This window comes from Aurantimonas marina (genome assembly GCF_017183135.1).
In the GTDB taxonomy this organism is placed as follows: Bacteria; Pseudomonadota; Alphaproteobacteria; order Rhizobiales; family Rhizobiaceae; genus Aurantimonas; species Aurantimonas marina.
In genome coordinates this window covers 1-25,394 of record NZ_JADDXW010000016.1, presented here as the reverse complement: position 1 = coordinate 25,394, position 25,394 = coordinate 1, and the positions used below count along the sequence as shown (strand labels likewise).

General features: G+C 66.1%; 23 protein-coding genes. 15 read left to right on the top strand and 8 right to left on the bottom strand.

Going from position 1 to position 25,394, the window contains the following annotated elements; all coding sequences use genetic code 11:
• Positions 1–61: 61 nt before the first annotated feature.
• From ING15_RS16065 to ING15_RS16055, 3 genes are all read right to left on the bottom strand, one after another.
• Positions 62–1,342 carry an SAM-dependent methyltransferase gene (locus tag ING15_RS16065; protein ID WP_206455853.1) on the bottom strand — a complete coding sequence of 427 codons (1,281 nt, stop codon included), beginning with the start codon at positions 1,340–1,342 and terminating at the stop codon, positions 62–64.
• A gap of 112 nt (positions 1,343–1,454) precedes the next feature.
• Positions 1,455–1,973, bottom strand: a complete 519-nt coding sequence (locus ING15_RS16060) for a thermonuclease family protein (RefSeq protein ID WP_332873849.1) — start codon at positions 1,971–1,973, stop codon at positions 1,455–1,457.
• 244 nt (positions 1,974–2,217) lie between these two features.
• Positions 2,218–2,484, bottom strand: coding sequence for a DUF1674 domain-containing protein (locus tag ING15_RS16055; RefSeq protein ID WP_206455852.1), 267 nt, complete (start codon positions 2,482–2,484; stop codon positions 2,218–2,220).
• 216 nt (positions 2,485–2,700) lie between these two features.
• On the opposite strand from ING15_RS16055, the gene htpX reads away from it, so the two are divergent.
• From htpX to purH, 5 genes are all read left to right on the top strand, one after another.
• Entirely contained in the window at positions 2,701–3,678 is a 978-nt protein-coding gene (gene htpX, locus ING15_RS16050) for a zinc metalloprotease HtpX (protein WP_206455851.1), read from the top strand.
• Between the two features lie 77 nt (positions 3,679–3,755).
• Positions 3,756–5,165, top strand: a complete 1,410-nt coding sequence (locus ING15_RS16045; protein WP_206455906.1) for an RsmB/NOP family class I SAM-dependent RNA methyltransferase — start codon at positions 3,756–3,758, stop codon at positions 5,163–5,165.
• 252 nt (positions 5,166–5,417) lie between these two features.
• The gene (locus ING15_RS19875) at positions 5,418–7,103 is read left to right on the top strand and encodes a heparinase II/III family protein (protein ID WP_206455850.1); all 1,686 of its coding nucleotides are present in this window, start codon (positions 5,418–5,420) and stop codon (positions 7,101–7,103) included.
• On the top strand, positions 7,100–7,414 hold the full coding sequence (locus tag ING15_RS16035; RefSeq protein WP_206455849.1) for a hypothetical protein: 315 nt from the start codon (positions 7,100–7,102) through the stop codon (positions 7,412–7,414). Before ING15_RS19875 ends, ING15_RS16035 begins: the two co-directional genes overlap by 4 nt.
• 87 nt (positions 7,415–7,501) lie before the next feature.
• Positions 7,502–9,118 carry a bifunctional phosphoribosylaminoimidazolecarboxamide formyltransferase/IMP cyclohydrolase gene (gene purH, locus ING15_RS16030; protein ID WP_206455848.1) on the top strand — a complete coding sequence of 539 codons (1,617 nt, stop codon included), beginning with the start codon at positions 7,502–7,504 and terminating at the stop codon, positions 9,116–9,118.
• A gap of 42 nt (positions 9,119–9,160) precedes the next feature.
• On the opposite strand, the gene ING15_RS16025 is transcribed toward purH, so the two are convergent.
• A complete protein-coding gene (locus ING15_RS16025) occupies positions 9,161–10,600 on the bottom strand; it encodes an MFS transporter (RefSeq protein WP_206455847.1) in 1,440 nt (479 codons plus the stop codon).
• 45 nt (positions 10,601–10,645) lie between these two features.
• On the opposite strand from ING15_RS16025, the gene ING15_RS16020 reads away from it, so the two are divergent.
• Positions 10,646–10,885 (top strand): hypothetical protein, encoded by a 240-nt coding sequence (locus tag ING15_RS16020; protein ID WP_206455914.1) that lies wholly within the window; start codon positions 10,646–10,648, stop codon positions 10,883–10,885.
• 54 nt (positions 10,886–10,939) lie between these two features.
• On the opposite strand, the gene ING15_RS16015 is transcribed toward ING15_RS16020, so the two are convergent.
• A complete protein-coding gene (locus tag ING15_RS16015) occupies positions 10,940–15,841 on the bottom strand; it encodes an NAD-glutamate dehydrogenase (protein WP_206455846.1) in 4,902 nt (1,633 codons plus the stop codon).
• Positions 15,842–15,957: 116 nt separating this feature from the next.
• Here ING15_RS16015 and ING15_RS16010 point away from each other — a divergent pair, with 116 nt between their 5' ends.
• From ING15_RS16010 to ING15_RS19995, 3 genes are all read left to right on the top strand, one after another.
• Positions 15,958–16,536 carry a peroxidase-related enzyme gene (locus ING15_RS16010; protein WP_206455845.1) on the top strand — a complete coding sequence of 193 codons (579 nt, stop codon included), beginning with the start codon at positions 15,958–15,960 and terminating at the stop codon, positions 16,534–16,536.
• 167 nt (positions 16,537–16,703) lie between these two features.
• A complete protein-coding gene (locus ING15_RS19770; RefSeq protein WP_206455844.1) occupies positions 16,704–16,931 on the top strand; it encodes a DUF1993 family protein in 228 nt (75 codons plus the stop codon).
• The gene (locus tag ING15_RS19995; RefSeq protein ID WP_206455905.1) at positions 16,853–17,272 is read left to right on the top strand and encodes a DUF1993 family protein; all 420 of its coding nucleotides are present in this window, start codon (positions 16,853–16,855) and stop codon (positions 17,270–17,272) included. The genes ING15_RS19770 and ING15_RS19995 overlap by 79 nt, the downstream gene beginning before the upstream one ends.
• Before the next feature lie 118 nt (positions 17,273–17,390).
• Here the strand turns inward: ING15_RS19995 and ING15_RS15995 are convergent, their stop codons facing one another.
• From ING15_RS15995 to ING15_RS15985, 3 genes are all read right to left on the bottom strand, one after another.
• Positions 17,391–18,029 carry a TPM domain-containing protein gene (locus tag ING15_RS15995; protein ID WP_206455843.1) on the bottom strand — a complete coding sequence of 213 codons (639 nt, stop codon included), beginning with the start codon at positions 18,027–18,029 and terminating at the stop codon, positions 17,391–17,393.
• Between the two features lie 2 nt (positions 18,030–18,031).
• Entirely contained in the window at positions 18,032–18,811 is a 780-nt protein-coding gene (locus ING15_RS15990) for a TPM domain-containing protein (RefSeq protein ID WP_206455904.1), read from the bottom strand.
• Between the two features lie 118 nt (positions 18,812–18,929).
• On the bottom strand, positions 18,930–19,556 hold the full coding sequence (locus ING15_RS15985; protein ID WP_206455842.1) for a LemA family protein: 627 nt from the start codon (positions 19,554–19,556) through the stop codon (positions 18,930–18,932).
• Positions 19,557–19,680: 124 nt separating this feature from the next.
• On the opposite strand from ING15_RS15985, the gene ING15_RS15980 reads away from it, so the two are divergent.
• The 6 genes from ING15_RS15980 (at position 19,681) to mdh (ending at position 25,219) form a co-directional block, all read left to right on the top strand.
• Positions 19,681–19,938, top strand: a complete 258-nt coding sequence (locus tag ING15_RS15980) for a hypothetical protein (protein ID WP_206455841.1) — start codon at positions 19,681–19,683, stop codon at positions 19,936–19,938.
• Between the two features lie 10 nt (positions 19,939–19,948).
• Entirely contained in the window at positions 19,949–20,842 is an 894-nt protein-coding gene (pdxY, locus tag ING15_RS15975) for a pyridoxal kinase PdxY (RefSeq protein WP_206455840.1), read from the top strand.
• A gap of 78 nt (positions 20,843–20,920) precedes the next feature.
• Complete coding sequence (locus ING15_RS15970) at positions 20,921–21,571, top strand: carbonic anhydrase (protein WP_206455839.1); 651 nt, start codon at positions 20,921–20,923, stop codon at positions 21,569–21,571.
• A 205-nt stretch (positions 21,572–21,776) separates the two neighbouring features.
• Positions 21,777–22,358 (top strand): protease inhibitor Inh/omp19 family protein, encoded by a 582-nt coding sequence (locus ING15_RS15965; protein ID WP_206455838.1) that lies wholly within the window; start codon positions 21,777–21,779, stop codon positions 22,356–22,358.
• Positions 22,359–22,499: 141 nt separating this feature from the next.
• Positions 22,500–23,669 carry a cell division protein ZapE gene (gene zapE / locus ING15_RS15960; protein WP_206455837.1) on the top strand — a complete coding sequence of 390 codons (1,170 nt, stop codon included), beginning with the start codon at positions 22,500–22,502 and terminating at the stop codon, positions 23,667–23,669.
• A 587-nt stretch (positions 23,670–24,256) separates the two neighbouring features.
• Positions 24,257–25,219, top strand: coding sequence for a malate dehydrogenase (mdh, locus tag ING15_RS15955; protein WP_206455836.1), 963 nt, complete (start codon positions 24,257–24,259; stop codon positions 25,217–25,219).
• Positions 25,220–25,394 lie beyond the last annotated feature (175 nt).

Here is a 25,394-nt window from a genome sequence, read left to right as displayed (position 1 = left end):
AAAGAAACTAAGTTGGGCCAATCAAATCGACGGTCCGCAGGGGCAGGTTCCCTCGGGGCGTCTACGGGTACAGGTCCCGCCGGGTCGGCGGCAGCTCGGCCGGTCCCTTGGCTCGACGCGAGGCGAGTGTCTGGTAGATCAGCAAGCCGCCTCGGGTGAAGCCCAGCGAAACGCCGGCGAGATAGAGCAGCCAAAGCCGGGCGCGGGGCTCTCCGGCTATCTGCGATGCCTCGTCCATATTGGCGCACAGACGGTCGTGCCAGAGCCGGCAGGTCCGGCCGTAATGCTCGCGCCAGTTCTCGACGTCATGCACCTCGAAACGGTGTGCCTCAAGCTTTTGCGCGGAGTGGCCGACATGGTCCAGTTCGGCGCCGGGGAAAATATAGCGGATGATCGCCGCATATTCCTTCGTGCCCTTTAAAAACGCTTTGTCGGTGGCCTTGGCGGGCCTGGTAATGGCGTGATGGAGGTAGAGCCCATTCGGCCGCAGGAGTTTGCGCACGGCGCTGAAATAGGCGTCGTGATGCGCCCAGCCGACATGCTCGAACATGCCAATCGAGGCGATCTTGTCGAAGCTCCCGGCGACCTCCTGAAACGGCTTGAGCTCCACCGTGACCCGGTCGCCCAGCCCCTTCGCGACGATGCGCTCGCAGGCGAGGTCGTGTTGCGCCTGGCTCAGCGTCACGCCGTGGCCGGTGATGCCATAATTCTCGGCGGCGTGAATGAGCAGCGCGCCCCAGCCGCAGCCGATGTCGAGCAGCCGTTCGCCGGGTTTCAGCCGTAGCTTGCGGCAGATCATCTCCAGCTTGTCGCGCTGCGCCTTGTCGATGTCGTCGTGCCAGCCGTCGAAATAGGCGCAGGAATACAGCATCCGCTCGTCGAGGAAGAGCCGGTAGAAATCGTTGGAGATGTCGTAATGGAACTGGATCGCCGCCATGGACGAGCCGCTGGCGCCTGCCCCCTCGCCCGTTGGGGGCGCCGTTTTGGCGGCCTTGCAGCCTTTACGGGACAGGCGGTAGAGCGCCGGCAGCGCGGCGGCGATCCGCAATTTGTCGAGCTTCTTCAGCGCGTCCTTGGTGCGGATGTCGGAACGCGCGGCGGCGAGATCGAAGATCGTGCCGTCCTCGATATCGACCGCCTTGGCCATCCATAATTCGACGGCCGTGGCGATCGTCGGGCGGATGGCAAGGCGAGCGACGGCGGCCGGATCGTTCAAGGCGAGGGCCGGTCCGTCCGCGGGACCGATGCGTTCGCCGGTCCACAACCGGACGGCTATCTTCGGCTGGAAGGCGATGATCGCCTGCCGGACGATGGCTTCGAGTTTAGCTTCGCCCGTCGCCATGACCGGCCTCCTGTTTCACGTGAAACTCGGGGGAGGCTAGCACAGCGTATGACAGAGCGGGGGCCGTCGCCACAGGCGAAAGATGGGTGTCGTCGATATCTCGTCAGGCAGGCTATCCACGCCGGCCTGGATGACGTTCTGCTGTGCCGAGCCCGCCCAGCACGGCGCCGTTGCACCAATCGCGCCGTTTCCCGCCCTCATAACGAACAACAAGGCCCTCGCGCAGCAATCGGTCGGCGACGTCGATGTCGTCCGATGTCGACAGGCTGGCCAGCACGCGGCCGAAATATTTGTCGCCGGAAACGCCGGTCAACGTGACGTTTCCGCCGCCGACCAGCTGCTTGAGCCGATCTGTCGCCATTTGCGCCGCGGCCTTCTCCGCCGCGCAGCCGCCGCGATGCTCCGGCGCGTCAATGCCGCGCAGGCGAACCGCGACATGGACGGATTGCATCGGCCAGATGAACGCCTCGACCATAATCGTATCGCCGTCGCGTACCTTGATCACACGTGCCTCCACCGGCCCGGCGATCTTGCGCAGATAGGCATCGCCAGTCTCGGCGGCGCTGGTCGCTCCCCCGAGCGCAAGCAAGGCGGCGATGCAACCGGAAAGGGTATGAGTGAAGTATCTCACGGCAGTGGACGATCCGAATCATCTGGGTTGCGGATATTATTCCTATACCAGATTCGGAAGAAGTCAATTAGTTCACCCAGAGCAAAGGGTCGCTCCAGGTGTCACGTCTTCCCCGCACTGATCGGCCTCGTGGATGAGCCGGTTTCCCTTAGGACATCGTGCCCACAATCATAAGCTGAAATGAATCCGGCGGCCTTGCCCGGGATGCCGGGTGCGGCTGCTTTTCCAGTTTGGAGCGCGCGAATCAGAAGTCCGAAATCAGGCCGTTCTTCTCCCAATCGCCGTAGCGGACCGGTTCCGGGCCGTCGCGGCCATTCAGCTCCTTCGGCTGGCCGGCCGGATCGATCGCCTCGACGTCGCGATCGCGACGCCGCGCTTCGGCCTCGGCAAGGGCGCGCCGGGCGGCGGCCGACAGACGGCGGCGGTCAGAGGCCGTGTCGTTGCGTTCCGGATCGGCCAGGCCGTCGGTCGCGACGGTTTGCGGGGAGGCTGAAGTTTCGGGGTCGGTCATGGCGGGATGGTCCTGGTCGACGGTCGGTGCCGGCAAGATAGGGAGCCATTCGGCGATTGCCTACAGCGGCCCGCAGATGGTCGGGACGCTCATTGCGCGGAGCGGCTGAAACGGTCCCCTGCCGATCGACATTGCGGCGGCGACCTGCAATCACCAGATTTGCTGGCGGAAAGGCGCGGATCGACCGTGCCATGAACAGAGGGTTGGGACCGTCCCATGAACATGATCAAGACGGCGATGCTGATCGCCTTCATGACCGCCCTTTTCATGGGGCTGGGGCTTCTGGTCGGCGGCCGCGCCGGCATGATGATCGCCTTCGTCATCGCGGCGGGGATGAACCTCTTCGCCTATTGGAACGCCGACAAGATGGTGCTGAAGATGCACCATGCGAAGGAAGTGGACGCGCGTACGGCGCCGGAATTCTACCGCATCGTCCAGGGCCTCGCCGGCAATGCCGGTCTGCCGATGCCGAAGGTCTACGTGATCCAGAACCCGCAGCCGAACGCCTTCGCCACCGGCCGCAACCCCGAGAACGCCGCGGTTGCCGCCACGACGGGCCTGCTCGAACGATTGAGTCCGGAAGAGGTCGCCGCCGTTATGGCGCATGAACTCGCCCATGTGCAGAACCGCGACACGCTGATCATGACGATCACCGCGACGCTGGCCGGCGCGATCTCGATGCTCGGCAATTTCGCCTTCTTCTTTGGGGGCAACCGCGACAATAACAACCCGCTCGGCTTCGTCGGCGTGATCGCGGCGATCATCGTGGCGCCGCTCGCCGCGATGCTGGTGCAGATGGCGATCAGCCGCACCCGAGAATATTCGGCCGACCGACGCGGCGCCGAGATCTGCGGCAATCCCGACTGGCTGGCCTCGGCGCTCGGCAAGATCGCCAGTTCCGCCGGGCGCATCGTCAATGAGGACGCTGAGCGCAACCCGGCGACGGCGCACATGTTCATCATCAACCCCTTGTCAGGCCAGCGCATGGACAATCTGTTCTCGACCCACCCGGACACCGGCAATCGTATCGCCGCCCTGCGCCAGATGGCGGTCGACATGGGCGGTGGCGGCGCTTCGGGCTTCGTCGCGGGCACATCGGCCACGCCGGTCGCGCATGACGATCAGGCGTCGGGGCCGTGGAACCGGTCGCGCAAGACGCCGTCCGGCGGCGCGCGCAAGGGTCCTTGGGGTTGAGCGCCGGGTCGGACGGCCGAAAGTCCCGCCGCGGTGGCAATTTCGACGCATCCCGCTCGGCGCCGCGTAAGCGGCCATTGCCGGGCAAGGCGCCGGTCGCGGCCGACAGGGCGGGCCAGCCCCGGATCGCCGCCGGACCCGATGCCTTCGTGCCGGATGGCTATTCGGCCGGCGACCGGCCGGGCCTCGGCGCACGGCTCGTGGCGGCCAAGCTGTTGTCGGCGATCGTCGACGCCAAAACCTCCGCCGACGGTCTTCTCGACCCAAAGGGCGGTCATCCCGGCTTTCGCGCGCTGGAACGCCGCGACCAGGGTCTCGTCAAGGCGATCATCCTGACCGCCCTGCGCTTTCGCGGCACGATCGACCGGGCGCTCGACGTCTGCCTCGACCGGCCGTTACCGCCGAACGCCGCGGTGCTGAAGCACATCCTGCATGTTGGCGCGGCGCAGATCCTGTTTCTCGACGTGCCGGATTCGGCGGCTGTCGATCTCGCCGTCGCGGCCTCCGGCGTCGATTCCCGCAGCCAGCGCTTTTCCGGCATGATCAATGCGGTGCTGCGCCGCCTATCGCGGGAGAAGGAGACGTTGCGCGCGGTCGCCAAGCCTGGCGAGAACATGCCGGAATGGCTGATGCGCCGGCTCGTCGCGACCTATGGGGCGGCCCGCGCCGATGCGATCGCGCTGGCCCATCTGTTGCCGGCGTCACTGGATCTTTCCGTGAAGGATGATCCCGCCGCCTGGGCGGAGCGCCTCGGCGGTGTCGTGCTGGCCTCCGGGACGGTCCGGCTCGGCAGCTTCGACGGACCGGTGACCGACCTTCCCGGCTTCGCCACCGGCGAATGGTGGGTGCAGGACGCCGCCGCCGCGCTGCCGGCGAAGTTGTTCGGCGATCTCTCCGGCAAGCGCGTCGCCGATGTTTGCGCGGCGCCTGGCGGCAAGACGGCGCAGCTGATCCTCGCTGGCGGTGAGGTCACCGCGCTCGACATCAACGCCAACCGGATGAAGCGGCTGAAGGAGAATCTGGCGCGCCTGTCGCTGGAGGCAGAGACGGTCGTTACCGATCTGTCGGCCTACGAACCCGACACGCTGTTCGATGCGATCCTGCTCGATGCCCCGTGTTCCTCGACCGGGACGATCCGCCGCCATCCCGATGTCGGCTACACCAAGGACGTCGCCGAGGTGGACAAGCTCGCCGTCGTCCAGGCGCGGCTTCTCGCCGAGGCGGCGCGGCTCCTGGCGCCGGGCGGACGGCTGGTGTTTTCCAATTGTTCGCTCGACCAGGCGGAAGGCGAGAATGTGGTCGCGGCGTTTCTCGCGGCGCGGCCGGACTTCGCCCGCGATGCGGTGCTGCCGGCGGAGCTGCCGGGCTTCGAATTCGCCCTAACGCCCGACGGCGATCTGCGCACAACGCCAGAGATGCTGGGGGTCGGCGCGGGTCCGGACGGCGGCCTCGACGGGTTTTACGCGGCCCGGCTCAAGCGCCTGTGATCTGGGCGCTCGTGCTCGCCTCCGCTCCTTAGCAAAGCCTTTACCATATCGCGCGAAACTCGGTCGTATCGAGCAGTCGCCACGCGCTCGCTGGCATCGGGCCGGCGTCGGCTGGCCTGCGAGACGATGGTGACAACGGTGCGCGCCTGGTTGAACACGCGCGGAACGCCGTGAATCTCTGCAATGCCGCATCGCGTGATCCGAAAACCGGTGAGCGCATCTGAAACGATCCGATAGCGCTGGAGTACGGGAGTGTCGACGGGTTTGGTGGATCATCCGCTGCTTGCGGTGTTGACGTTTCGGGAGGCCTGGCGCCGGGTCCGGCGGCGACTCCACACCGGCCCGATCCACCGCTGGCGCTTCGCCGGAGGAACCTTCGGCAAACTGATCGCGCTTCCGCCCAATCTGCGCCATGGCGATCCGATGATTGCCGAAGCGATCTATGCCGGGCGTTTTCATTTCGCCGGACAATTGCTCGAGCCCGGCCGCACGTCGATCTTCCAGTCGACGCCGCCGTCGGCGGCCTATTCGGTCGAACTCCATGGTTTCGACTGGCTGAGCCACCACGCGGCGGCCAGTGACGCGCTGGCGGCCCAGAACGCCCGCGCGCTGGTCGACGACTGGATCCGCCTCAAGGGCAAGACGATCGGCGGCCCGGCCTTCGAGCCAGCGGTCGCGGCGCGGCGCCTCATCGCCTGGATCACCCATGCCGACCTTCTGCTCGCCGGGGCCGAACCAGGCTTTTACCGCCGCTTCATGAAAAGCCTCTCGGCGCAGGCGCGTTATCTGCGCGCCATCGCCCAGGAAGCGCCAGACGGCATGCCGCGCCTCATCGTGCGCACGGCGCTCGCCTTCGCGTCGCTGTGTCTGCCGACGGCCCGCGGGCGCATCAAGATCGCCGCGCAGTCTCTATCCGACGAGCTCGACCGGCAGATCTTTCCCGATGGCGGACACATTTCCCGCGACCCTTCGGTAATCATCCGGATCCTGGCGGATCTGATCCCGCTGCGGTTGACCTATCTCGGGCAGGGCCAGGCGCTGCCGAAGGGTCTCTACTCGGCGATCGATCGGATGCTGCCGGCGATCCGCTTCTTTCGCCACGGCGACGGGGCGCTGGCGCTGTTCAACGGTGCCGGCATCTCCGACCTCCATCTGATGACCGTGCTGCTGCGCTACGACGAGACCCTCGGCGAGCCGATCAGCCACGCGCGCCAGTCGGGCTACCATCGGATCACGGCCGCTGGGACCACCGTCATCGCCGACACCGGCTGTCCAGCGCACACATCGGTCTCCAGCAACGCCCATGCCGGGACGCTCGCCTTCGAACTTTCGAGCGAGGCCAGCCGCATCGTCGTCAATTGCGGACGCCCGATCACCGAGGATGCCGACTGGCGACGGCTTTCGCGCTCCACCGCCGCCCATTCGACTGTCACGGTGGCGGACAAATCCTCGTCGCACTTCGCCCGCTCCGCCAGCCTCGACCGGTTTCTCGGAACCCCGCTTGTGCCGGGGCCGACCGCCGTGACACTGGCCGCACCGGGCGACACCGGTCTTTGTTTCGACGCCACCCACAATGGCTATGAGCGCGGGTTCGGTCTCCTGCATCGCCGCAGGCTCGCCGTGTCACCTGACGGAAACCAGGTGGAGGGCATCGATCGTTTCGAGGCAGCGGGCGCGCATGCAAGTGCGGCGACGGCGCTCAGCGCCACTGCACGCTTCCATCTCCATCCGGGCGTCAATGTCGAGACGGCGGGGACCGGGGTCCGGCTCAGCGTCCGCGACCAGCGTTGGCTGTTCGAGACCGATGGCGATCTGGCGATCGAGGATTCGATCTTTTTCGCCGATGCCGGCGGCGCGCGCCGCACGCTTCAGCTCGTCGTGCCGTTCGACGCGCGGGACCCGAACGGTATTGCCTGGCACTTCCTGCGCGAGCGGTGACCGGCGGCTTCACGCCGGCAACACCGCGTTCTAATACTTTGATCGAGCATCGGGAGAACCCGAAAACCGGATTCCACTTTTCGGTCCGATGCTCTGGCAAAAGCAACGGAATCCGACTTGACGAAAGCCCGCCGGGGGCCAACCTGCTGGCGATGAAGACCGTCGTCCTTCTCGCCGCCGCCGGAGTGGTGCTCGCATCCTGCGGTATGAATCGGGCCGTCACCGTCCTGCCGAACACGCTCGATGACCTCGCGGAGCTTTCAAAGGGGCGTTCCGAGAGCGATCGGGCGGCGCCGCGCGACCCGGGGTAGGGCTCGGCCACCCCCGGGCATTGTCGCGGCCTCCGCGTCCCGGTATCAGGGCCCGAACCCCTTTCCCGATCGCCGCAGGAAATCCCCATGTCCGTCAAGGCCAATCTCACACCCATCCCCGACCGCGTCCGCATCCGCCGGGCGCTCATCTCCGTGTCGGACAAGGAGGGTCTCGAAGACCTGGCCAAGGGTCTCGCCGCGCTCGGCGTCGAGCTGGTTTCCACCGGCGGTACCCGCAAGGCGCTGGAAGCCGCCGGCCTCGCCGTCGGTGACGTGTCAGACCTCACCGGCTTTCCGGAGATCATGGACGGGCGGGTGAAGACGCTGCATCCGGGTGTGCATGGCGGGCTTCTGGGGATTCGCGCCGATCCCGCCCATGCCGACGCGATGCGGACCCACGATATTGCCGGGATCGACCTTCTGGTGGTCAATCTCTACCCGTTCGAGGCGACGCTGGCCGGCGGCGCCGACGCCGCGACGATCGTGGAGAATGTCGACATCGGCGGCCCGGCGATGATCCGGGCCGGCGCCAAGAACCACGGCTATGTCACCGTCGTCGTCGATCCGGCCGATTATGGCGAGGTCCTTGGCGCGCTGCAGGCGAACGAGGGCGAGACCGACCTCGCGCTCAGGCAGCGGCTCGCGGCCCGCGCCTTCGGCCGTACGGCCGCCTACGACGCGGCGGTCTCGCAATGGTTCGCCGGCGAGGTGGGTGACGCGATGCCGCGCCGCGCGAGCTTTGCCGGAATGCTCGCCGAGGAACTGCGCTATGGCGAGAACCCGCATCAGTCCGCGGGCTTCTACAAGACCGGCGAGACGCGGCCCGGCGTCGCCACGGCCCGACAGGTGCAGGGCAAGGCGCTCTCCTACAACAACATCAACGACACCGACGCCGCCTTCGAACTGGTCGGCGAGTTCGATCCGGATCGCACCGCGGCCGTCGCCATCATCAAGCACGCCAACCCGTGCGGCGTCGCGGAAGGACCGGATCTACTAGCGGCCTATCGGCAGGCGCTGGCCTGCGATCCCGTCTCGGCCTTCGGCGGTGTCGTCGCGCTCAACCGCCGGGTCGATCGGGCCGCGGCGGAAGCGATCGTCCAGGTCTTCACCGAGGTGATCATCGCGCCGGATGCCGACCCCGACGCCGTTGAGATCATCGCGGCCAAGAAGAACCTGCGCCTGCTCATCACCGGCGGCCTGCCCGATCCGCGCGCCGCCGGGCGGTTCGTAAAATCGGTCGCGGGCGGGCTTTTGGTACAATCGCGCGATGCCGGGGTGGTCGATGATCTCGACCTCAAGGTGGTGACGAAGCGGGCGCCGAGCGATGCCGAACTCGCCGACCTGAAATTCGCCTTCCGGGTCGCCAAGCACGTCAAGTCCAACGCCATCGTCTATGCCAGGGGCGGCGCCACCGTGGGTATCGGCGCCGGGCAGATGAGCCGGGTGGATTCGGCCCGGATCGCCGCGCGCAAGGCCGAGGACGCGGCAAAGGCGCTCGGCCTCGCCGAACCGCTGACGCGGGGCTCGGCGGTCGCGTCAGACGCGTTCTTCCCCTTCGCGGACGGGCTGCTGTCGGCCGTCGCGGCGGGGGCGACCGCGGTCATCCAGCCGGGCGGTTCGATGCGCGACGACGAGGTGATCCGCGCCGCCGACGACAACGACATCGCCATGGTCCTGACCGGAATGCGCCATTTCCGCCATTGATGGCGCGGGGCTGGGCCGAATCCGGGAATCCGGACGAGCGCATCAGGCGCTGTCCAGGCCGTAGTCTCTTTGTCGATCGCGGGCCTTTACCGGTCCCGACGTGCCCCTCAGCAGCGCCAGGCCGACGATCAAAAAGAGGATGATCGCCGACATACCGATGCGCGAGGCGCTCACCGGATCGGTGAGCGCCGCCGCGATGGCGGTGAAGACGGCGACTGCGCCGGTGGCGAGGAACGACGTCGCCCGGCCGGTCAGGGCATAGAAGCCGAAATAGCGCCCCGCCTCGTCCGCCGTCACCGCCTGGGCGAGCCAGGAGCGGGACGAGGCCTGCACCGGTCCGAAGGCAAGGCCGATCAACAGGCCCCAGGCGATGTAGCTTTTCTCTGCCGCGGTGGCGAACAGGCCGGTCGCCTCGGACGGTGCGAAGGTGATCAGCCCGAAGGCGGTGAAGCCGGGCGCGGTGGAGACAATCCCGATTGTGGCCGCGATCAGGCAGACGATTGACATCGTGATGACCGCTTTGGAGCCGAGCCGCGCGTCGAGGAAGCTGGCGCCGAGACAGCCGAGGATCGCGGTGACGTTGAGGATGATGCCGAACAGGCCGCTTTCGGTGATCGACCAGCCGAACATGCCGGCCGCGAAGGCTCCGCCGAGGACGAGCAGGGCGCTGACGCCGTCCTGATAGATCATCCGGGCGATCAGGAAGCGGAACAGCGTTGGCCGCGCGCGGATCTCGCGCCAGGTCGCCAGAAGGTCCTTGAAACCGTCCCGTGCGGCGATGGCGATCGGCTCGGCCTTCGGACGGTCGGGGGTGAAAAGAAACATCGGCAGGACGAAGACCAGATACCACAGGGCCGCCAGCGGCCCTGTCGCCCGCGCGCCTTCCCCGGCCGCCGGATCGAGGCCGAAAAGCGGCTCGAGACCGAGGATCGTACGGCCGGTCGTGGGCGAGCCGGCGAGGAAGGCAAGGGTGAAGAACAGGAAGGTGATGCCGCCGGCATAGCCGAGGCCCCAGGCGACGTTGGAGACGCGACCAATCGAATCCCGATGGACCAGCCGGGGAATCATCGCGTCGTTGAAGACGATCGAGAACTCGGCGGAAATCTGCGCCAGAACGATCAGAAGGGCGACGAGGACGAGCGGCGAGCCGGGGGCGGCGAACCACAAGAGGCCGAGGGCGACGATCTGCACGACGGCGAAGCTTGCGATCCACGGCTTGCGGGGGCCGGCGCGGTCGGCGATCGATCCGAGAAACGGCGACAGCAGCGCGACGACGATGCCGGTGAGCGTGACGGCGCCGCTCCACCAGGCTTGCCCCGTGGCGGGATCGGGGGCGAGTTGCGAGACGAAATAGGGGCCGAAGACGAACGTGATGATGACGGTGAAGAAGGGCTGGGCGGCGAAATCGAAGGCCATCCAGCCCCAGACGGGCCGGCGGCGAAGGGGCGCGCGATAGGGTGGGGAGTCGCTTACGGGGATCATCCAGGGCCTCGTCGATCGGCGTTCCAAAGAGCCTTGCACCAAGCGATGGCGCCAGCACAATCCATCAAGTTCGGCGCGATTGGGATGCCCATGGTCGCCCGACGCATGCTAGTCTGCGGCTCGCATCAATCAGGATGCCGCGAGGAATCGAACATGGCCAAGGGTCAAATGCGCAGCAACAAGGAAACCCGCAAGCCGAAGGCGGACAAGGCGAAGGTCGTGGCCCCCGCCACCGTGCCCGGCAAGTTCGCGCCGCAGGAAAAGAGCGACGGCAAGAAAAAATAGGCGGAGGCTGACCCTCGAGCCGGGCGCCGCCCGTCGCCATCAGGCGGCCGCTCGCTATCCCGCCAGGTCCGACAGCAACCCCGCCGCGACGGTGAGCCGCGCGACGGAGGTCTCGCCGGTCCCCGCCAGCGCGGCGATCTGGCCGGCGATGCGATCGACGGCGCCGCGTCGGCTTTCGGCCCAGGCACCGGCGGCGTCGTCGCCAGCGCTGCCATGCTGCCGCAGGGCCGCCGCGGTCAGCGATCGACGGGCTCCCGCGATCTCGCTGGCGGCGCGGTCCAGTGCCAAGGTCTCGTAATAGTCGGGGGTCTGCAGGGTCAACAAGGCTGCTTCGAGCCGGCCGATCCCGAACAGGCGGGTGATGCCGAAGTAGGTTTCGATCGTCGCCTCCAGCGACGCCGATGTTTCACGTGAGACAGAGGCGATGTCCGGCACCAGGGACAGCAGCGGCAGAAGCGAGATCTCGCCGGCGAGGTCGGCGGGCACGCCCTTTTCGATCCAGCCATCGGCGCGGGCCATGGCCTCGGCGCGCGCGACGTCCGTCGCCAGCTGCAGCAATTTCGGCTTCAGCTGATCGAGGGCGTCCCGGCTGCTCACCACCGCGCCGGTGAGACCGGTTTCGAAGAGCTCGTTCTGGGCGTACCAGCGGGTCGTGCGGTGGAGAAACCGCCCGATCTCCGCGTAAAGCGCATTCTGGATCTCGCCCGAGAGGCGACCATCCAGCGCGTCCACCCGCTCATAGATCGCGGTGACGTCGAGGCCGTCCTTCGCCGCGACGAAAGCGCGCACGATCTGCGAGGGCGACGCGCCCCGCGCCTCGCGCATAACGGTGACGAAGGTCGGGCCAGTGCGATTGACGATCTCGTTGGCGAGGACGGTCGCCACGATCTCGCGGGAGAGCCGGTGGCCGCGAATATCCCGGGCGAAGTCGTGGCGCATCGGGACAGGAAAATAGTCCAGCAGCCGATCTTCGAAATAGGGGTCGTCGGTCAGCGTGCCGGCCACCAGCTGATCGAACAGCGTGATCTTGGCGTAGGCGATCAGGACGCCGATTTCCGGCCGCGTGAGGCCGCGACCGTTGCCCCTGTGATCGCCGATCGCGGTTTCTCCCGGCAGGGTCTCGACGGAGCGATCGAGGGTCCCCTCCGCTTCGAGAACCGTCATGAACCGGGCCTGGAGCGCCAGCGCGCCGGCTCCCTCCCGCTCTTCCAACGACAGCGCCAGGGTCTGTTCGTAATTGTTGGCGAGCACCAGTTCGGCGACCTCGTCGGTCATGCCGGCCAGCAACGCGTCACGGTCGCTTCGGGTCAGCCGGCCGGCCTCCATCGCGTTCTTCAAGGCGATCTTGATGTTGACCTCGACGTCGGAGGTGTTGACGCCGGCCGAGTTGTCGACGGCGTCCGAATTGATCCGGCCGCCTGCGCGCGCGAATTCGATCCGCCCCTTCTGGGTAACGCCGAGATTGGCGCCCTCGCCCACCACCTTGGCCCGAAGCTCCAGGCCGGTGACGCGGACGGCGTCATTGGCGCGGTCGCCGACCTCGGCGTTGGATTCCGCCGCGGCGCGCACATAGGTTCCGATACCGCCGAACCACAACAGGTCGGCCGGCGCCTTGAGGATGGCAGTGATCACTTCGGCGGGTGTTCCCGAGCAACGGTCCCAACCGATCGCGGCCGCAGCTTGCTCCGAAATCGTGATCCGCTTCTCGCCCCGGGAAAAGATGCCGCCGCCGGCCGACAGCCTGTCCGCGTGGTAGTCGGCCCAGGATGAGCGCGGCTTTTCGAACAGGCGCTGGCGCTCCGCGAAGGACACCGAGGGGTCGGGATCGGGGTCGATGAAGATGTCGCGATGGTCGAAGGCGGCGATCAGCCGGGTCTGGCGCGATAGCAGCATACCGTTGCCGAACACATCGCCCGACATGTCGCCACAACCGACAGCGGTGAAGGTTTCGGCCTGGATGTTCCGGCCCTGCTCGCGGAAATGGCGCTTGACGGCCTCCCACGCGCCGCGCGCGGTGATGCCCATCGCCTTGTGGTCGTAGCCGGCCGAACCGCCGGAGGCGAAGGCGTCGTCCAGCCAGAAATCATTCGATTGGGCAATGGCGTTGGCGGTGTCGGAAAAGGTGGCCGTGCCCTTGTCGGCGGCGACGACGAAATAAGGATCGTCGCCGTCATAGCGCGTCACCGACGGCGGCGGAACGACCGCATCGCCGACGATGTTGTCGGTTACCGACAGAAGCGAGGCGATGAAGACGACATAGGCCGACCGGCCGGCGGCAAACCAGGCGTCGCGGTCGGATGCGTCGGGCAGACGCTTGGGATAGAAACCGCCCTTCGCGCCGACCGGCACGATGACGGCGTTCTTGACCTGCTGCGCCTTGACCAGCCCGAGCACCTCGGTGCGGTAGTCCTGGGCCCGGTCGGACCATCTCAGACCGCCGCGGGCCACGCGGCCGAAGCGCAGATGCACGCCTTCAACGCGCGCGTCGAAGACGAAGATCTCGCGGAATGGCACCGGGGCGGGCAGCCCCTCGACCGCGGCGGATTCGAGCTTGAAGGCTAGGGCCGGCGCAACCCGGCCCGGTTCGGAGTTCGCCTCCGACGACGTGCCGTCGACCGCGTAGAAATTGGTCCGCAAGGTGGCCAGGATGGCGCCCATGAAACGCCGGATGATCCGGTCGTCGTCAATGGAATCGACCGCGTCCAGCGCCTCGATGATCGCCGCATGAATCGTCTCGGCCCCCCGCTCGGCGGCCCGGCGGGCCTGGCGGGCGTCGGGCTCGTCGGTGGCGTCGCCATCGGTGGCCGCGCCGCCGCGCGGTGTGGATCGCTCCGGGTCGAAAGCGGTTTCGAACAGCTCCCACAGCCGAGCGGCGATCGCCGGATGGCGCAACAGTGCTGCTGCCAGATAGTCTGGCGAGTAGGACAGTCCGGCTTGCCGCAGATAGCGCGAATAGGCGCGCAGAACGTTCGCCTTGCGGAAATCGAAGCCGGCTTCGAGAACTAGCGCGTTGAAGCCGTCGTTTTCGATCCGGCCGGCCCACACCGCCGCGAAGGTCGCCTGCAACGCATCGCCGTCGTCGTCGAACACGACGTCGCCGCCATTGCCGCGGGTGAGATCCATGTCGTGAAGATGCATGACCTGCCCATCGGGTCGCGTAACGGGGAAGGTGCGCTCGGAGACGACGGAAAAGCCCATGTTTTCTAGGATGGGAACCCGGGTCGATAGCGCCACCGCGGCGCCCAGGTGATAGATCTTCAGACGCAGCAGATCTTGGGGGTCGCCATCGCGTCGGTAGAAATCCACCGTGAGATCGCGACCCGGCGACAGGTCGTCGATAACGGCCGCGTCGTGAATCGCCTCCTCCGGCGCGACGACGTCGCGATAGCTTTCCGGCAGGCCGGGGACCAGTTTGCCCAGTCCGTGCGGCCGTCCCGCATCGGCGAGCGCGGCGACGAAGGCATCCTCCCAATTCTTCGCCAGTTCGACGATCCGCTGCTCGATGCGGGGGATGTCGACATCCGGCGTGGTGCCTTCCCCGCGGCCGATGATGAAGTGAACCCTGGCCAAGGGGCCTTGGGGAAAGGCCGGATAGTAGGCCGAGACATGACCGTCATAGACCTCGGCGAGCAGAAGACCGATGCGCTCGCGCAGCCGCGTGTCGTAGCGGTCGCGCGGCACGAAGACGAGCACAGAGACGAAACGGTGGAACCGGTCGATACGTGACAGCACGCGCACGCGCGGACGCTCGCCGAGTTCGACGATGGTCGTCGCGAAGCGCTCCAGAAGGTCGACGTCCATCTGGAAGACTTCGTCGCGCGAATAGGATTCCAGCGCGTTGAGAAGCGCCTTGGCGGAATGGGAGCCTGGACGAAGCCCCGACCGGTCGATGACGGTTTCGGCTTTCAGGCGGAGATAGGGGATGGTGAGAATCGACTGGGTATAGGCGCTCGAGGTGAACAGGCCGACGATGCGCAATTCGCCGGTAAAGTTGCCGGCCGCGTCATATTGCTTGACTCCGACATAATCCATGTAGGTCCGGCGGTGAACGATCGAGCGGGCGTTGGCCTTGGTGACGATCAGCGGGTTCGGGGCCTTCAGAAAGGCGCGAATCTCCGGTGTGGTCGTCATCGAGCGGCCGTCACGCCCGAGAATGCGCAGGCGCGGATCGGCGAGGATGCCGAGCCCAATATCTTCGCGCCGTTCCAGCGCCTCGCCCTCGGCATCGCCGCGATAGTCGTATTCGCGGCAGCCGAGAAAGATGAAATTGTCGTCGCGTAGCCACTCGAGCAGATTGGCCGATTCCTCGACGATGGTCCGCGCGTCGTCTGAAGCGAGGCTGCCAGCCCGCTGGCGCAGCGCGTCGACCGCTTCGCTGACGCGATCGCGCATGGCGCCGAAATCGGCGTTGGCCTGCGCGACCTGAGTCAAGATCGCCTCCACCCGTGCGCGCAAAGCCGGCGCGTCGTCGTCGCCGAGGGGGTCGATGGCGAACTGGATGAGGCTGGTGCGGTCCGGTTCCGCCAGGGTTTCGTCGCTCGCATGCGAGGCGGAAAAGCTGGTGATCTCCCCGTCAGCGCCCCGCATCACGTCGAGAATTGGATGGGAGATGTAATGGATCGCCGGCGCGGTCTCGGCGATCTCGGCGGTGATCGAATCGAACAGGAAGGCCATGTCGTCGCTGACGACGGTGACCAGATCCTGTAGCTCGCCGCCGTGCAAGAACGCTTCCGGCCGTTCGATCGCCACGACGAACCGGCCGCGGCGGTGCGAATCGAGAGCGGCGATACCGGCCCGGGCGGCGGCGGCGAGAGCGTCCGGGGTGAAGGCGGCGAGATCCTCGGCGGGGGGGCGGGCGAACAGAAGCGGTGCAAGAATCGCCTCCGGTCGGCCTTCCCCGATTTCAGCCTCGACGGCGCTCAGGATCGCGGATTTGCTGATCTCGTGATGGTCCATTCGTGCCGCGCTCCAAGCGTCGCCTTGTCTGTCCAAGCACCCTATCATAGGGGAGTGGCGCCAGTGTGCGATGCCTGCGGGCATTCCCACACGGCATTTCATCTGGGGGAGGAAGCATGGAAGACGACCATCAAGATGCCGTTACCGCGCTCGATCTCGGCGTCGCCGAACCATTGTCGGAACGTACGAAAACCTATTTCGCCAAATGCGAGGAGAAGCTGGGCCTCGTGCCAAACGTGCTCGTCGCCTACGCCTTCGACGAAAAGAAGCTCGAGGCGTTCTCGACCTTCTATAACGAGCTGATGCTGGGCGAGAGCGAGATCGACAAGCTCGATCGCGAGATCATCGCGGTGGTCGTCTCGGCGATCAACCACTGCCATTACTGCCTGACCGCGCACGGGGCCGCCGTCCGGCAGCTTGCCGGCGACGCGCATTTCGGTGAGACGATCGCGCAAAACTGGCGCGCGGCCGGGCTCGACGCGAAGCGGACGGCGATGCTGGATTTCGTCGTCAAGCTCACCGAGCGGCCGGACACGATCGTCGAGGCGGACCGGCAGGCGCTGCGCGACGCCGGCTATTCGAACCGGGCGATCTTCGACATCGCCTCGGTGGCGGCGTTCTTCGCCATGTCGAACCGGGTCGCCTCCGCGACGGATATGAAGCCGAACGCAGCCTATCACGCGATGGCGCGGTGAAAAAAAAGCGGACCCGTCCGCCACGATCCAAAAGGGCCCGCCAATCATGTTGACGGTCTCCGACCCTTGATGGTCATCTCCGAGCGATCCGACTAATCCGGAACAGGGCTGTCCGATCGCAGCCTCGTACGGTCTGGTGTCAGACCATCAGGTTTCAGGAGTACCCCATGTCACTGACCAACCTTCTTGTCCCAACCTACACGCAGATGCTGCGCGCCCTATCGGGTTGGCTTGACAAGGCACAGAAGCAGATCCCGGACGCCGGCGCCGAGGCGCTGCTGTCCGCGCGACTTGCGCCGGACATGTACCCCCTTTCATCCCAGGTCTGCTTTGCCTGTTTGCAGGCGCAGGAAGCAACATTCCGACTCCGGGGGATCCCCTGCCAGAGACGTTAGAGCAGCTGGGTCGGGCGGGCAGAAGCGCGGGTGAAGAGCCGGGTACACTTTCGGATGCACAGGCCCGGATCGATCAAACTCTGTCGTTGCTGGGTGGGCTTGGATCAGATGCGCTCGACGCGGGCACGAAACGCACGATCACAATCGAACTTCCGAACGGCCTCGTCTTCGACATGACCGGCGAGCAATATGCGCGGGACTGGGCGCTGGCCCAATTCTATTTTCATCTGATTACAGCCTACGCCATCCTGCGAAGCCAAGGGGTAGAGCTCGGAAAAGCCGATTACGTTCCCCACATGTCGGCATATCTTCGACCGGAGTCGATGCCGCAAAGCCGATGATGCCATGGTTACGGCAGCTCTCGCCACAGGAAGCCGAGAGCTGCCTGGCGGACCCCGTCTCAGAGCTTCGTCCCGAGACGGAAGCCTCGCATTCCATTTCTCGGGCAATTCGCTCCCCTCAAATCTCCACCAGCCGGTCGTCGATCTCGTTCGGATTGGCATGGTCGCCGGGAAAATGCTCGGTCAGGATCGCGCCGGCCGCGGTAACGGCCTGGATATAGCCCTCGGGCAGGCGGTTGTCCCGGGCGGCGGCGATGAGGTCGGTGACGATGGCATCCCAGGCCTCCTGCGGCACCTTGGCGGCGATCTCCGCGTCGGCGACGATCTCGGCATAGCGCTCGGCTTCGGACACGAAGACGAGGATTCCGGTCCGCCCGACGGTTGCATGGATATTGTGGGCGAAGAACTGCGACAGCGCCATGCGATGGGCGCGATCCTCGGCGACGGCGCGCGGCACGAACGCCATGCGCAGCGACGGGACGACCGCGAACAGCACCAGCAGCAGCAGTGTCGCGGCAAGCTGGCTGGTCACCAGCGCCAGGCCCGAGATCGCCAAGCCGGCTAGCGGCGCGAACAGCGCCGCCAGCAGCGCGGCGACCAGCGACAAGGCGAGCGCGATCGTCGCCGGCACGAAGACATAGGCGTCGCTGGTGCGCGCGAAAACCGCGTATATCTCGCCGGTGGTGGCCGCTTCAGCGGCCCGGATGGCCTCGGCGATGCGCACATGATCGGCCTCGGTGAAACTGAGATGCGCCATATCTACCAGCTCCCCGACGATCCGCCGCCGCCAAATGATCCACCACCGCCGGAAAAGCCGCCGCCGCCGAAACCGCCGCCGCCACCTGAAAATCCGCCATGACCGGATCGTCGCGACCTGCCGGCGGCATCGAGGGCCCAGATCATGCCGAGCCAGCGATAGCGGTTCTTGCCGATCTTGCGGCCGTGGCGCCGCGCGAGATTGGTCATCACGAAACTGCCGATCACGAAGACCCAGACGCCAACGAAGAACAGCGTGAACAGCCAGTCCGAGACCTCGCCGCCGGACCAGGATTCATTGCGCTGAGCCCGCGCTTCTAGCTCGGCCGCGTCGCCGGACAGGACCTGCAGGATGCCGTCGACCCCCTTTACGATACCGGCCGGATAGTCGCCGCTTCGAAAGGCCGGCAGGATGTCGTTCTGGATGACCAGCGTCGACAGCGCGTCGGTCAGGGTGCCCTCGAGACCGTAACCGACCTCGATACGGACCTTGCGATCGTCGCGGCTGACCAGCAGCAGGACGCCGTTGTCCTCGTCCTTCTGGCCGATCGCCCATTGCCGCGCCAGCCGGTTGGCATAGTCGGCGATGTCGTAGCCTTGCAGGTCGGGGATGGTGGCCACCACGACCTGGTCGCTCGACTGCGCCTCGAAGGCGGCCAACTTCTCGGTCAGGGCCGCTTCCGCGCCCGGGTCGAGCAGGTCGGCGGTGTCGACCACGCGGCCGGTGAGGGGCGGGAATTCCTGCGCCTCCGAGGGGGCCGCGGCCCCCAGCAACAGGGCCATAGCCAGGCCCAGCCAGGTGGCGGCGCCAAGGGTCGGCCGGGCGACACGGCGCAGCGCGGGCCAAGGCCGGGTGGGATGCGTATCGCGCCGCGGCGTCATCGCCATGCTGGCGTACTCCTCATTGGCCGAAGTCGACCTTGGGCGGCGTCTCGGCGCCGGCCGTCGCGGTGAAGGCCTGCATTTCCTTTGCCTCTGGATAGAATAGCGCGGCGATCCAGCGGCCGGGGATGGTTTTCAGCTCGGTGTTATAGACGCGGACCGCGTCGATATAGTCGCGGCGAGCGACCGAGATACGGTTTTCGGTGCCTTCGAGCTGGCTCTGGAGAGCCAGGAAATTCTGGTTGGATTTGATGTCGGGATAGCGCTCGACCGTGACCAGCAGGCGCGACAGCGCGCCGGAGAGCTGGTCCTGGGCCGCCTGGAATTTCTGGATCGCGGCCGGGTCGGTCAGCTGATCGGCATTGATCTGCGTCTGCGTCGCCTTGGCGCGCGCCTCGACCACGGCGGTCAGCACCTCGCGCTCCTGCGCGGCGAAGCCCTTGACCGTCTCGATGAGGTTGGGGATCAGGTCGGCGCGGCGCTGATACTGGTTCTCGACCTGCGCCCAGGTGGCCTTGGCCTGCTCCTCATAAGTCGGGATCGCGTTGATCCCGCAGGCCGACAGCAGCGGAGCAAGGACGGCGATGACGAACGCGGTGACGAAGGCGCGAATACGGGGCGGTCGGGCGGCGGCAAGGGAAGGCATGGTGGGTCTCCGGTCATGGGCGGGGCGGCCCGTCGGCGACTATGTAGACCATCCTGGTGAGTTCCAGAAGGTGCCAGCCACACTCACGGTTGCTCTCGACCGGCTTTTGCGACAGAGATTTCGCATGACCGGCCATCATCACGACGACGAGCGGCAGCGCGAGGCAAAAGCCATCCTCGACCGCGTGCGCCAGGAGACCGAGCCGCAGGTCGGCGGGCACACGGAGGCGATGCTGTTCAGGACGCGCGATCATTTCATGGCGCGCGACGCCGATCCGAACGATCGGATCGAGGTCATCGGCACGCGCATCGGACGTCTTGCCGCGATCGTCGGCTTCATCGTCTTCGCCGTCCTTCTCGCCATCCAGCTCGCCAGCGATTGAACGGCCGCCCATGCCGACAGCCAAGTCCATTCAGCAGAGCGACCGGCCGGCCGTGATCTCGGTGTCGAGCCATGTGGCGCGCGGCACCGTCGGCAACCGCGCGGCGGTGTTCGCGCTGGAATCCCTCGGCTTCCCGGTCTGGTCGGTTCCCACCGTGACTCTGCCCTGGCATCCGGGCCATGGACCAGCCACCCGGATCGTTCCGCCGGAAGCTGAATTCTCGGCGCTGATCGACGATCTGGCGGGGGCACCCTGGCTCGGTGAGGTCGGCGCGATCCTCACCGGCTATTTCGGCTCCGGCGATCAGATCGAACCCATCAGGCGCCTGATCGAAGCCGTCAAGCGAGTCAATCCGAACGCGATCTATATCTGCGATCCGGTGATCGGCGATAGCGGCAGATTGTACCAGCCGCAGGCGATGCTGGAGGCGATCCGCGACCGGTTGATTCCGCTCGCCGATATCGCGACGCCGAACCGTTTCGAGCTGGAATTCCTCTGCAGTCTGGAACTGACCGACAACGTCCATCTGATAGAGGCCGCCACCGCGCTCGGCCCCCGAACCGTCATCGTCACCTCGGCCTTCGCGATGCTCCGCGGTGGGATCGGCAATCTCCTGGTGCATGATTTCCAGGCGATGCTCGCCGAACATCGGGTGATCGAGAATCCGCCGCATGGTCTCGGCGATCTGACCGCAGCGGTGTATCTCGCCCGCATCCTCGCCGGACTACCCGTCGAAAAGGCACTGCGGACGACCACGGCGACGGTGTTCGAAATCCTCGCCCGCACGACGAAGCGCGGTGCCGACGAACTGACGCTCGAAACCGATAGTGACAGTCTCAAGCATCCGATGGCGATGGTTCAGACCCGGAGCCTCGCCTATCCCGGCGGCGGGCGCCGGGCTTGATCGGTGCGGCTGTCGGGCTGTGTGTGGGCGGCGGCAGGGCAATTGATTGCGCCGCAGCGAAGCGCTACTGATCGCCGCATGACGAAATTTCTTCCCGACCACCTCCTCAATGGCTATCGCGCTTTTGTCGACAAGCGGTTGCCGCAGGAACGTCAGCGCATGCGGCAGCTCGCCGAGGCCGGACAAAGCCCGAAAACGATGGTGATCGCCTGCTGCGATTCCCGCGCCGCGCCCGAGACGATCTTCGACACGGCGCCGGGCGAGATTTTCGTCGTGCGCAACGTCGCCAATCTTGTTCCGCCGCATTCGCCGGACGGAGAATTTCATTCGACCTCGGCGGCGTTGGAATTCGCCCTGCACGCGCTCAAGGTCGAGCATGTGGTCGTGCTCGGCCATGGTGGCTGCGGCGGCATCCACGCCGCGCTGTCGCCGGCCGCCGAGCCGCTGTCGCCAGGCGATTTCATCGGCAAGTGGATGAGCCTTCTCGATCCGGTGGCGCGGGCGGTCGGCGCCAACGATCACATGACCGCGAACGAGCGGCAGGCGGCGCTGGAGCGCATCGCCATTCGTTATTCCATCGCCAATCTCAGGACGTTTCCCGCCGTGGAAAAACTGGAAAGCGAGGGTGCGCTGTCGCTGCACGGGGCGTGGGTCGACATCCGATCCGGCGAACTCTGGGTGATGAACCCGGAAACCGGGGATTTTTCTCGCGCGCTCGCCGACGCTTGAACAAGCTCGGCCGCGCGTTTGGACCTGGCAGGTCCGTCCTTTTTCGGTCGGTTTTCGTGGATTGCGGGTCACATGAACCGACTTCTGTTGCATTTCGACACAATTGAGCCTTGCGAAGCGTGGCAGTGGTCCGCTTTATGACGAGGAATGTCTTGGGCGTGTCGGCCCGGGACCGCAAGGAACAAGACATGCACGGGGTAATCTCATGACCAATTTGACCAGGACGGGCGCGGTACTCGTCACGCTGCTTCTGGCGGCGGGCTGTTCGCGCTCGATGCCGTCCTTCGAGAGCAGCGGGCCGGCGCCGCTGACCCCGGCACCGCGGCAGCAGGTTGCGGCCCGGCAACTGCCGCCACCGCCACCGCCGGCGGCACCGTCGACGTCGCAGAATTCGCCCTTCGAAAGCGAAACCGATGTGATGGCAAACGAGACGGACCAGACCGGCCAGAATGCATCTGTCGACGGTTCGACAAATCAGGAGACCAAGGTCGCATCTGTCAGCAGCGGGCCAATCTCGCGCAACTCCGTGCTCGGCGCTTACAAGGTGACGACGACGGGCGGCAACTGCCAGATTATCTTGTCGCTGACCAAGTGGACCGGCGGCTATCGGGCGGCATCACGCGGCTGCCCTGGCGCAGTCGCCGACGTCAGTGCCTGGGACGTCTCGGGCAATCAGGTGGTGCTGAAGGATTCCGGCGGCTCCAATGTCGCCAATTTGAGCTCGTCGGGCGGATCGCGCTACGAGGGCCGTACCAAGAGCGGCCAGCCGATCAGCCTCTACCGGTAGGCACCGGCGCCGGACAGCGTCGCGCATGACGCTGTCCGGCCACGCTTCGGACCAAGCCAGGCTGCTCGGCTCGGCTGCCAGACTTTGCCGTGATCCTGGCCCAGGTTGTCGCCAGCTTTACCAACGACCCTTCGAGGAATGATGCCGAGTACCGCCACGCGCGACGACAGGAAGGCGCAAGGACCTGTCCGCTCGGCGCTGGAGCATTTGATCGCCATCCAGGAGATCGAGGCGGACCCGGGTCAAAGGGCGCTTGCCGACCGGCTCGACCACATCGATCAGACGCTCTCGGCCGCCACCGTCGCCTCGAAGAAGAGCGCTCTCGGCTGGCTGTTCGGCAAGAAGCGCGAGGCTGACCCGATCCGCGGCGTCTACATCCATGGCGATGTCGGTCGCGGCAAGACCATGCTCATGGACATGTTCTTTCGCCAGAGTTCGGTGTCGGCGAAACGGCGGGTGCATTTCCATGCCTTCATGGGCGACGTTCATGAGCGCATCGGCGCCCATCGCAAGGCGGTGAAGGCGGGAACAGCCAGCGGCGACGATCCGATCGGCCCGGTCGCCGGCCAGATCGCCAAGGATGTCCGACTGCTGTGTTTCGATGAATTCGCAGTGACCGACATCGCCGACGCCATGATCCTGTCGCGGCTGTTCAAGGCGTTGTTCGAAAACGGCGTCGTGCTCGTCGCGACGTCCAATGTCGCGCCCGACGATCTGTATCGCGACGGTCTCAACCGACCGCTGTTCCTGCCGTTCATCGACATTCTCAAAGCCCATACCGATATCGTCCCGCTCGACGGCGCGGAAGACTACCGGCTTGCTGCGATCGGCCGCGACGACGTCTATCTGTCGCCGCTCGATCCGACCGCCGAGGCCCGGATGGACGCAATCTGGCTGACGCTGCTTGACGGCACCAAGGAAGGCGCCGCGTCGCTTTCGGTGAAGGGACGAACAGTGAAGGTGCCGCGCGCCGGTAACGGGGCGGCGCGCTTTTCCTACGACGATCTGTTGAAGCGCCCCCTCGGCGCGCAGGACTATCTGGCGATCGCGCGGCGTTTCCACACGGTGATGCTCGACCGGGTTCCGGTGATGGATCAGGCCGAGCGCAATGAAGCCAAGCGCTTCATCACCCTCGTGGACGCGCTGTACGATGCGAGTCGGCGGCTGGTGATGTCCGCCGAAGCGCCGGCGGATCGGCTCTATCGGGGGAGCTCGGGCACCGTCGCTTTCGAGTTCGATCGCGCCGTCTCCCGACTCGTCGAGATGCGATCGGACGATTATCTAGCCCAGACACCCGGCGCCTCCGGTTAATACCAACCTGCACTGATAGAACCCATTCGACCGGCCATTCCCAGCACCTTGGCGCCGATGCTTGGCAAGGAGCGGGACGACGCGCGATGCGGCGCATCGAACCGCGCGGCGCTCCTGACCGGATATCACCGCGGTCAGCGGACCACCGAACGCGCCACCGCATCGTGGGGGGGAAGGCACGTTCCCAGGATCGAACTCGGACAGTTACGCTCGAAGGGCAAGCTTTGATCCCGTCCGCGAACAGGAACAGGAAAGTAGGACTAACGAAACAATAGGGCGCCGGAAGCTCGGTCATTAGGTCAATTGTTCTTACGTTTACGTAAGCCCAAACTATTCTAACCGATTGAATTTCCTAGGTCAGATTGGCGGCGGTTGCATCTGTCGGTGAGCCGGTCTATTGCCTCGCCGCAACGGGGGGCGCCGCTCAGACATCAGCCTTACGGCTGCGCTCAGCCTAGCCCGCTGCGGCGGCTCCCAGGAGACGAGGCTCGGCGGAGCGAGCGTTCCATCCGCCGTGCCCGCGCGATAACCAGAGGTCCGCTTCCGGTGCGATGCCGAGGCCGGCCGGCATCAGGAGGGAAGAGGCCTTGGCCCGTTCGAAGATCGCACTTATCGGTTCCGGCATGATCGGCGGCACGCTCGCCCATCTGGCGAGCCTGAAGGAACTCGGCGACGTCGTGATGTTCGACATCGCCGAGGGGACGCCGCAGGGCAAGGCCCTCGACATCTCCCAGTCGGCTCCGGTTGAGGGCTTCGACGCGCATCTGACCGGCGCCAACGATTACGCTGCTATCGAGGGTGCCGAGGTTTGCATCGTCACCGCCGGCGTGCCGCGCAAGCCGGGCATGAGCCGCGACGATCTGCTCGGGATCAATCTCAAGGTCATGGAGCAGGTCGGCGCCGGCATCGCCAAATACGCGCCCAACGCCTTCGTCATCTGCATCACCAACCCGCTCGACGCCATGGTCTGGGCGCTGCAGAAATTCTCCGGCCTGCCCAAGGCCAAGGTCGTCGGCATGGCCGGCGTGCTCGACTCCGCCCGCTTCCGCACCTTCCTCGCCGAGGAATTCAAGGTCTCGGTCGAGGACGTCACCGCCTTCGTGCTGGGCGGGCATGGCGACACGATGGTGCCGCTCACCCGCTATTCGACGGTCGCCGGCATCCCGCTCACCGATCTGGTCAAGATGGGCTGGTGCTCGAAGGAGCGGCTGGAGGAGATAGTCCAGCGCACCCGCGACGGCGGCGCGGAGATCGTCGGCCTGTTGAAGACCGGCTCGGCCTATTACGCGCCGGCCGCCTCGGCGATCCAGATGGCCGAATCCTACCTCAAGGACAAGAAGCGGGTGCTGCCCTGCGCGGCGAACCTCAAGGGCGAATACGGTCTCAAGGACATGTATGTGGGCGTGCCCTGTGTCATCGGCGCCGACGGTGTCGAGCGGGTGATCGAGATCGACCTCGCCAGTGACGAAAAGGCGCAGTTCGAGAAGTCCGTCGCGGCGGTGAAGGGCCTGATGGAAGCCTGCGCGGAAATCGCGCCGAAGCTGAAGTGATTTTGCCGGGCCGCTCATCGAGCGGCCCGTTCCTTTTCCCCTCCCCGCCGAGGAAGACCACAGATGAACATCCACGAATATCAGGCCAAGGAAGTGCTGAAGGGCTACGGGGCGCCGGTCGCGGCGGGCGTGGCGATCACCGAGATTGGGCAAGCGGAAGCGGCGGCGCGGCAGT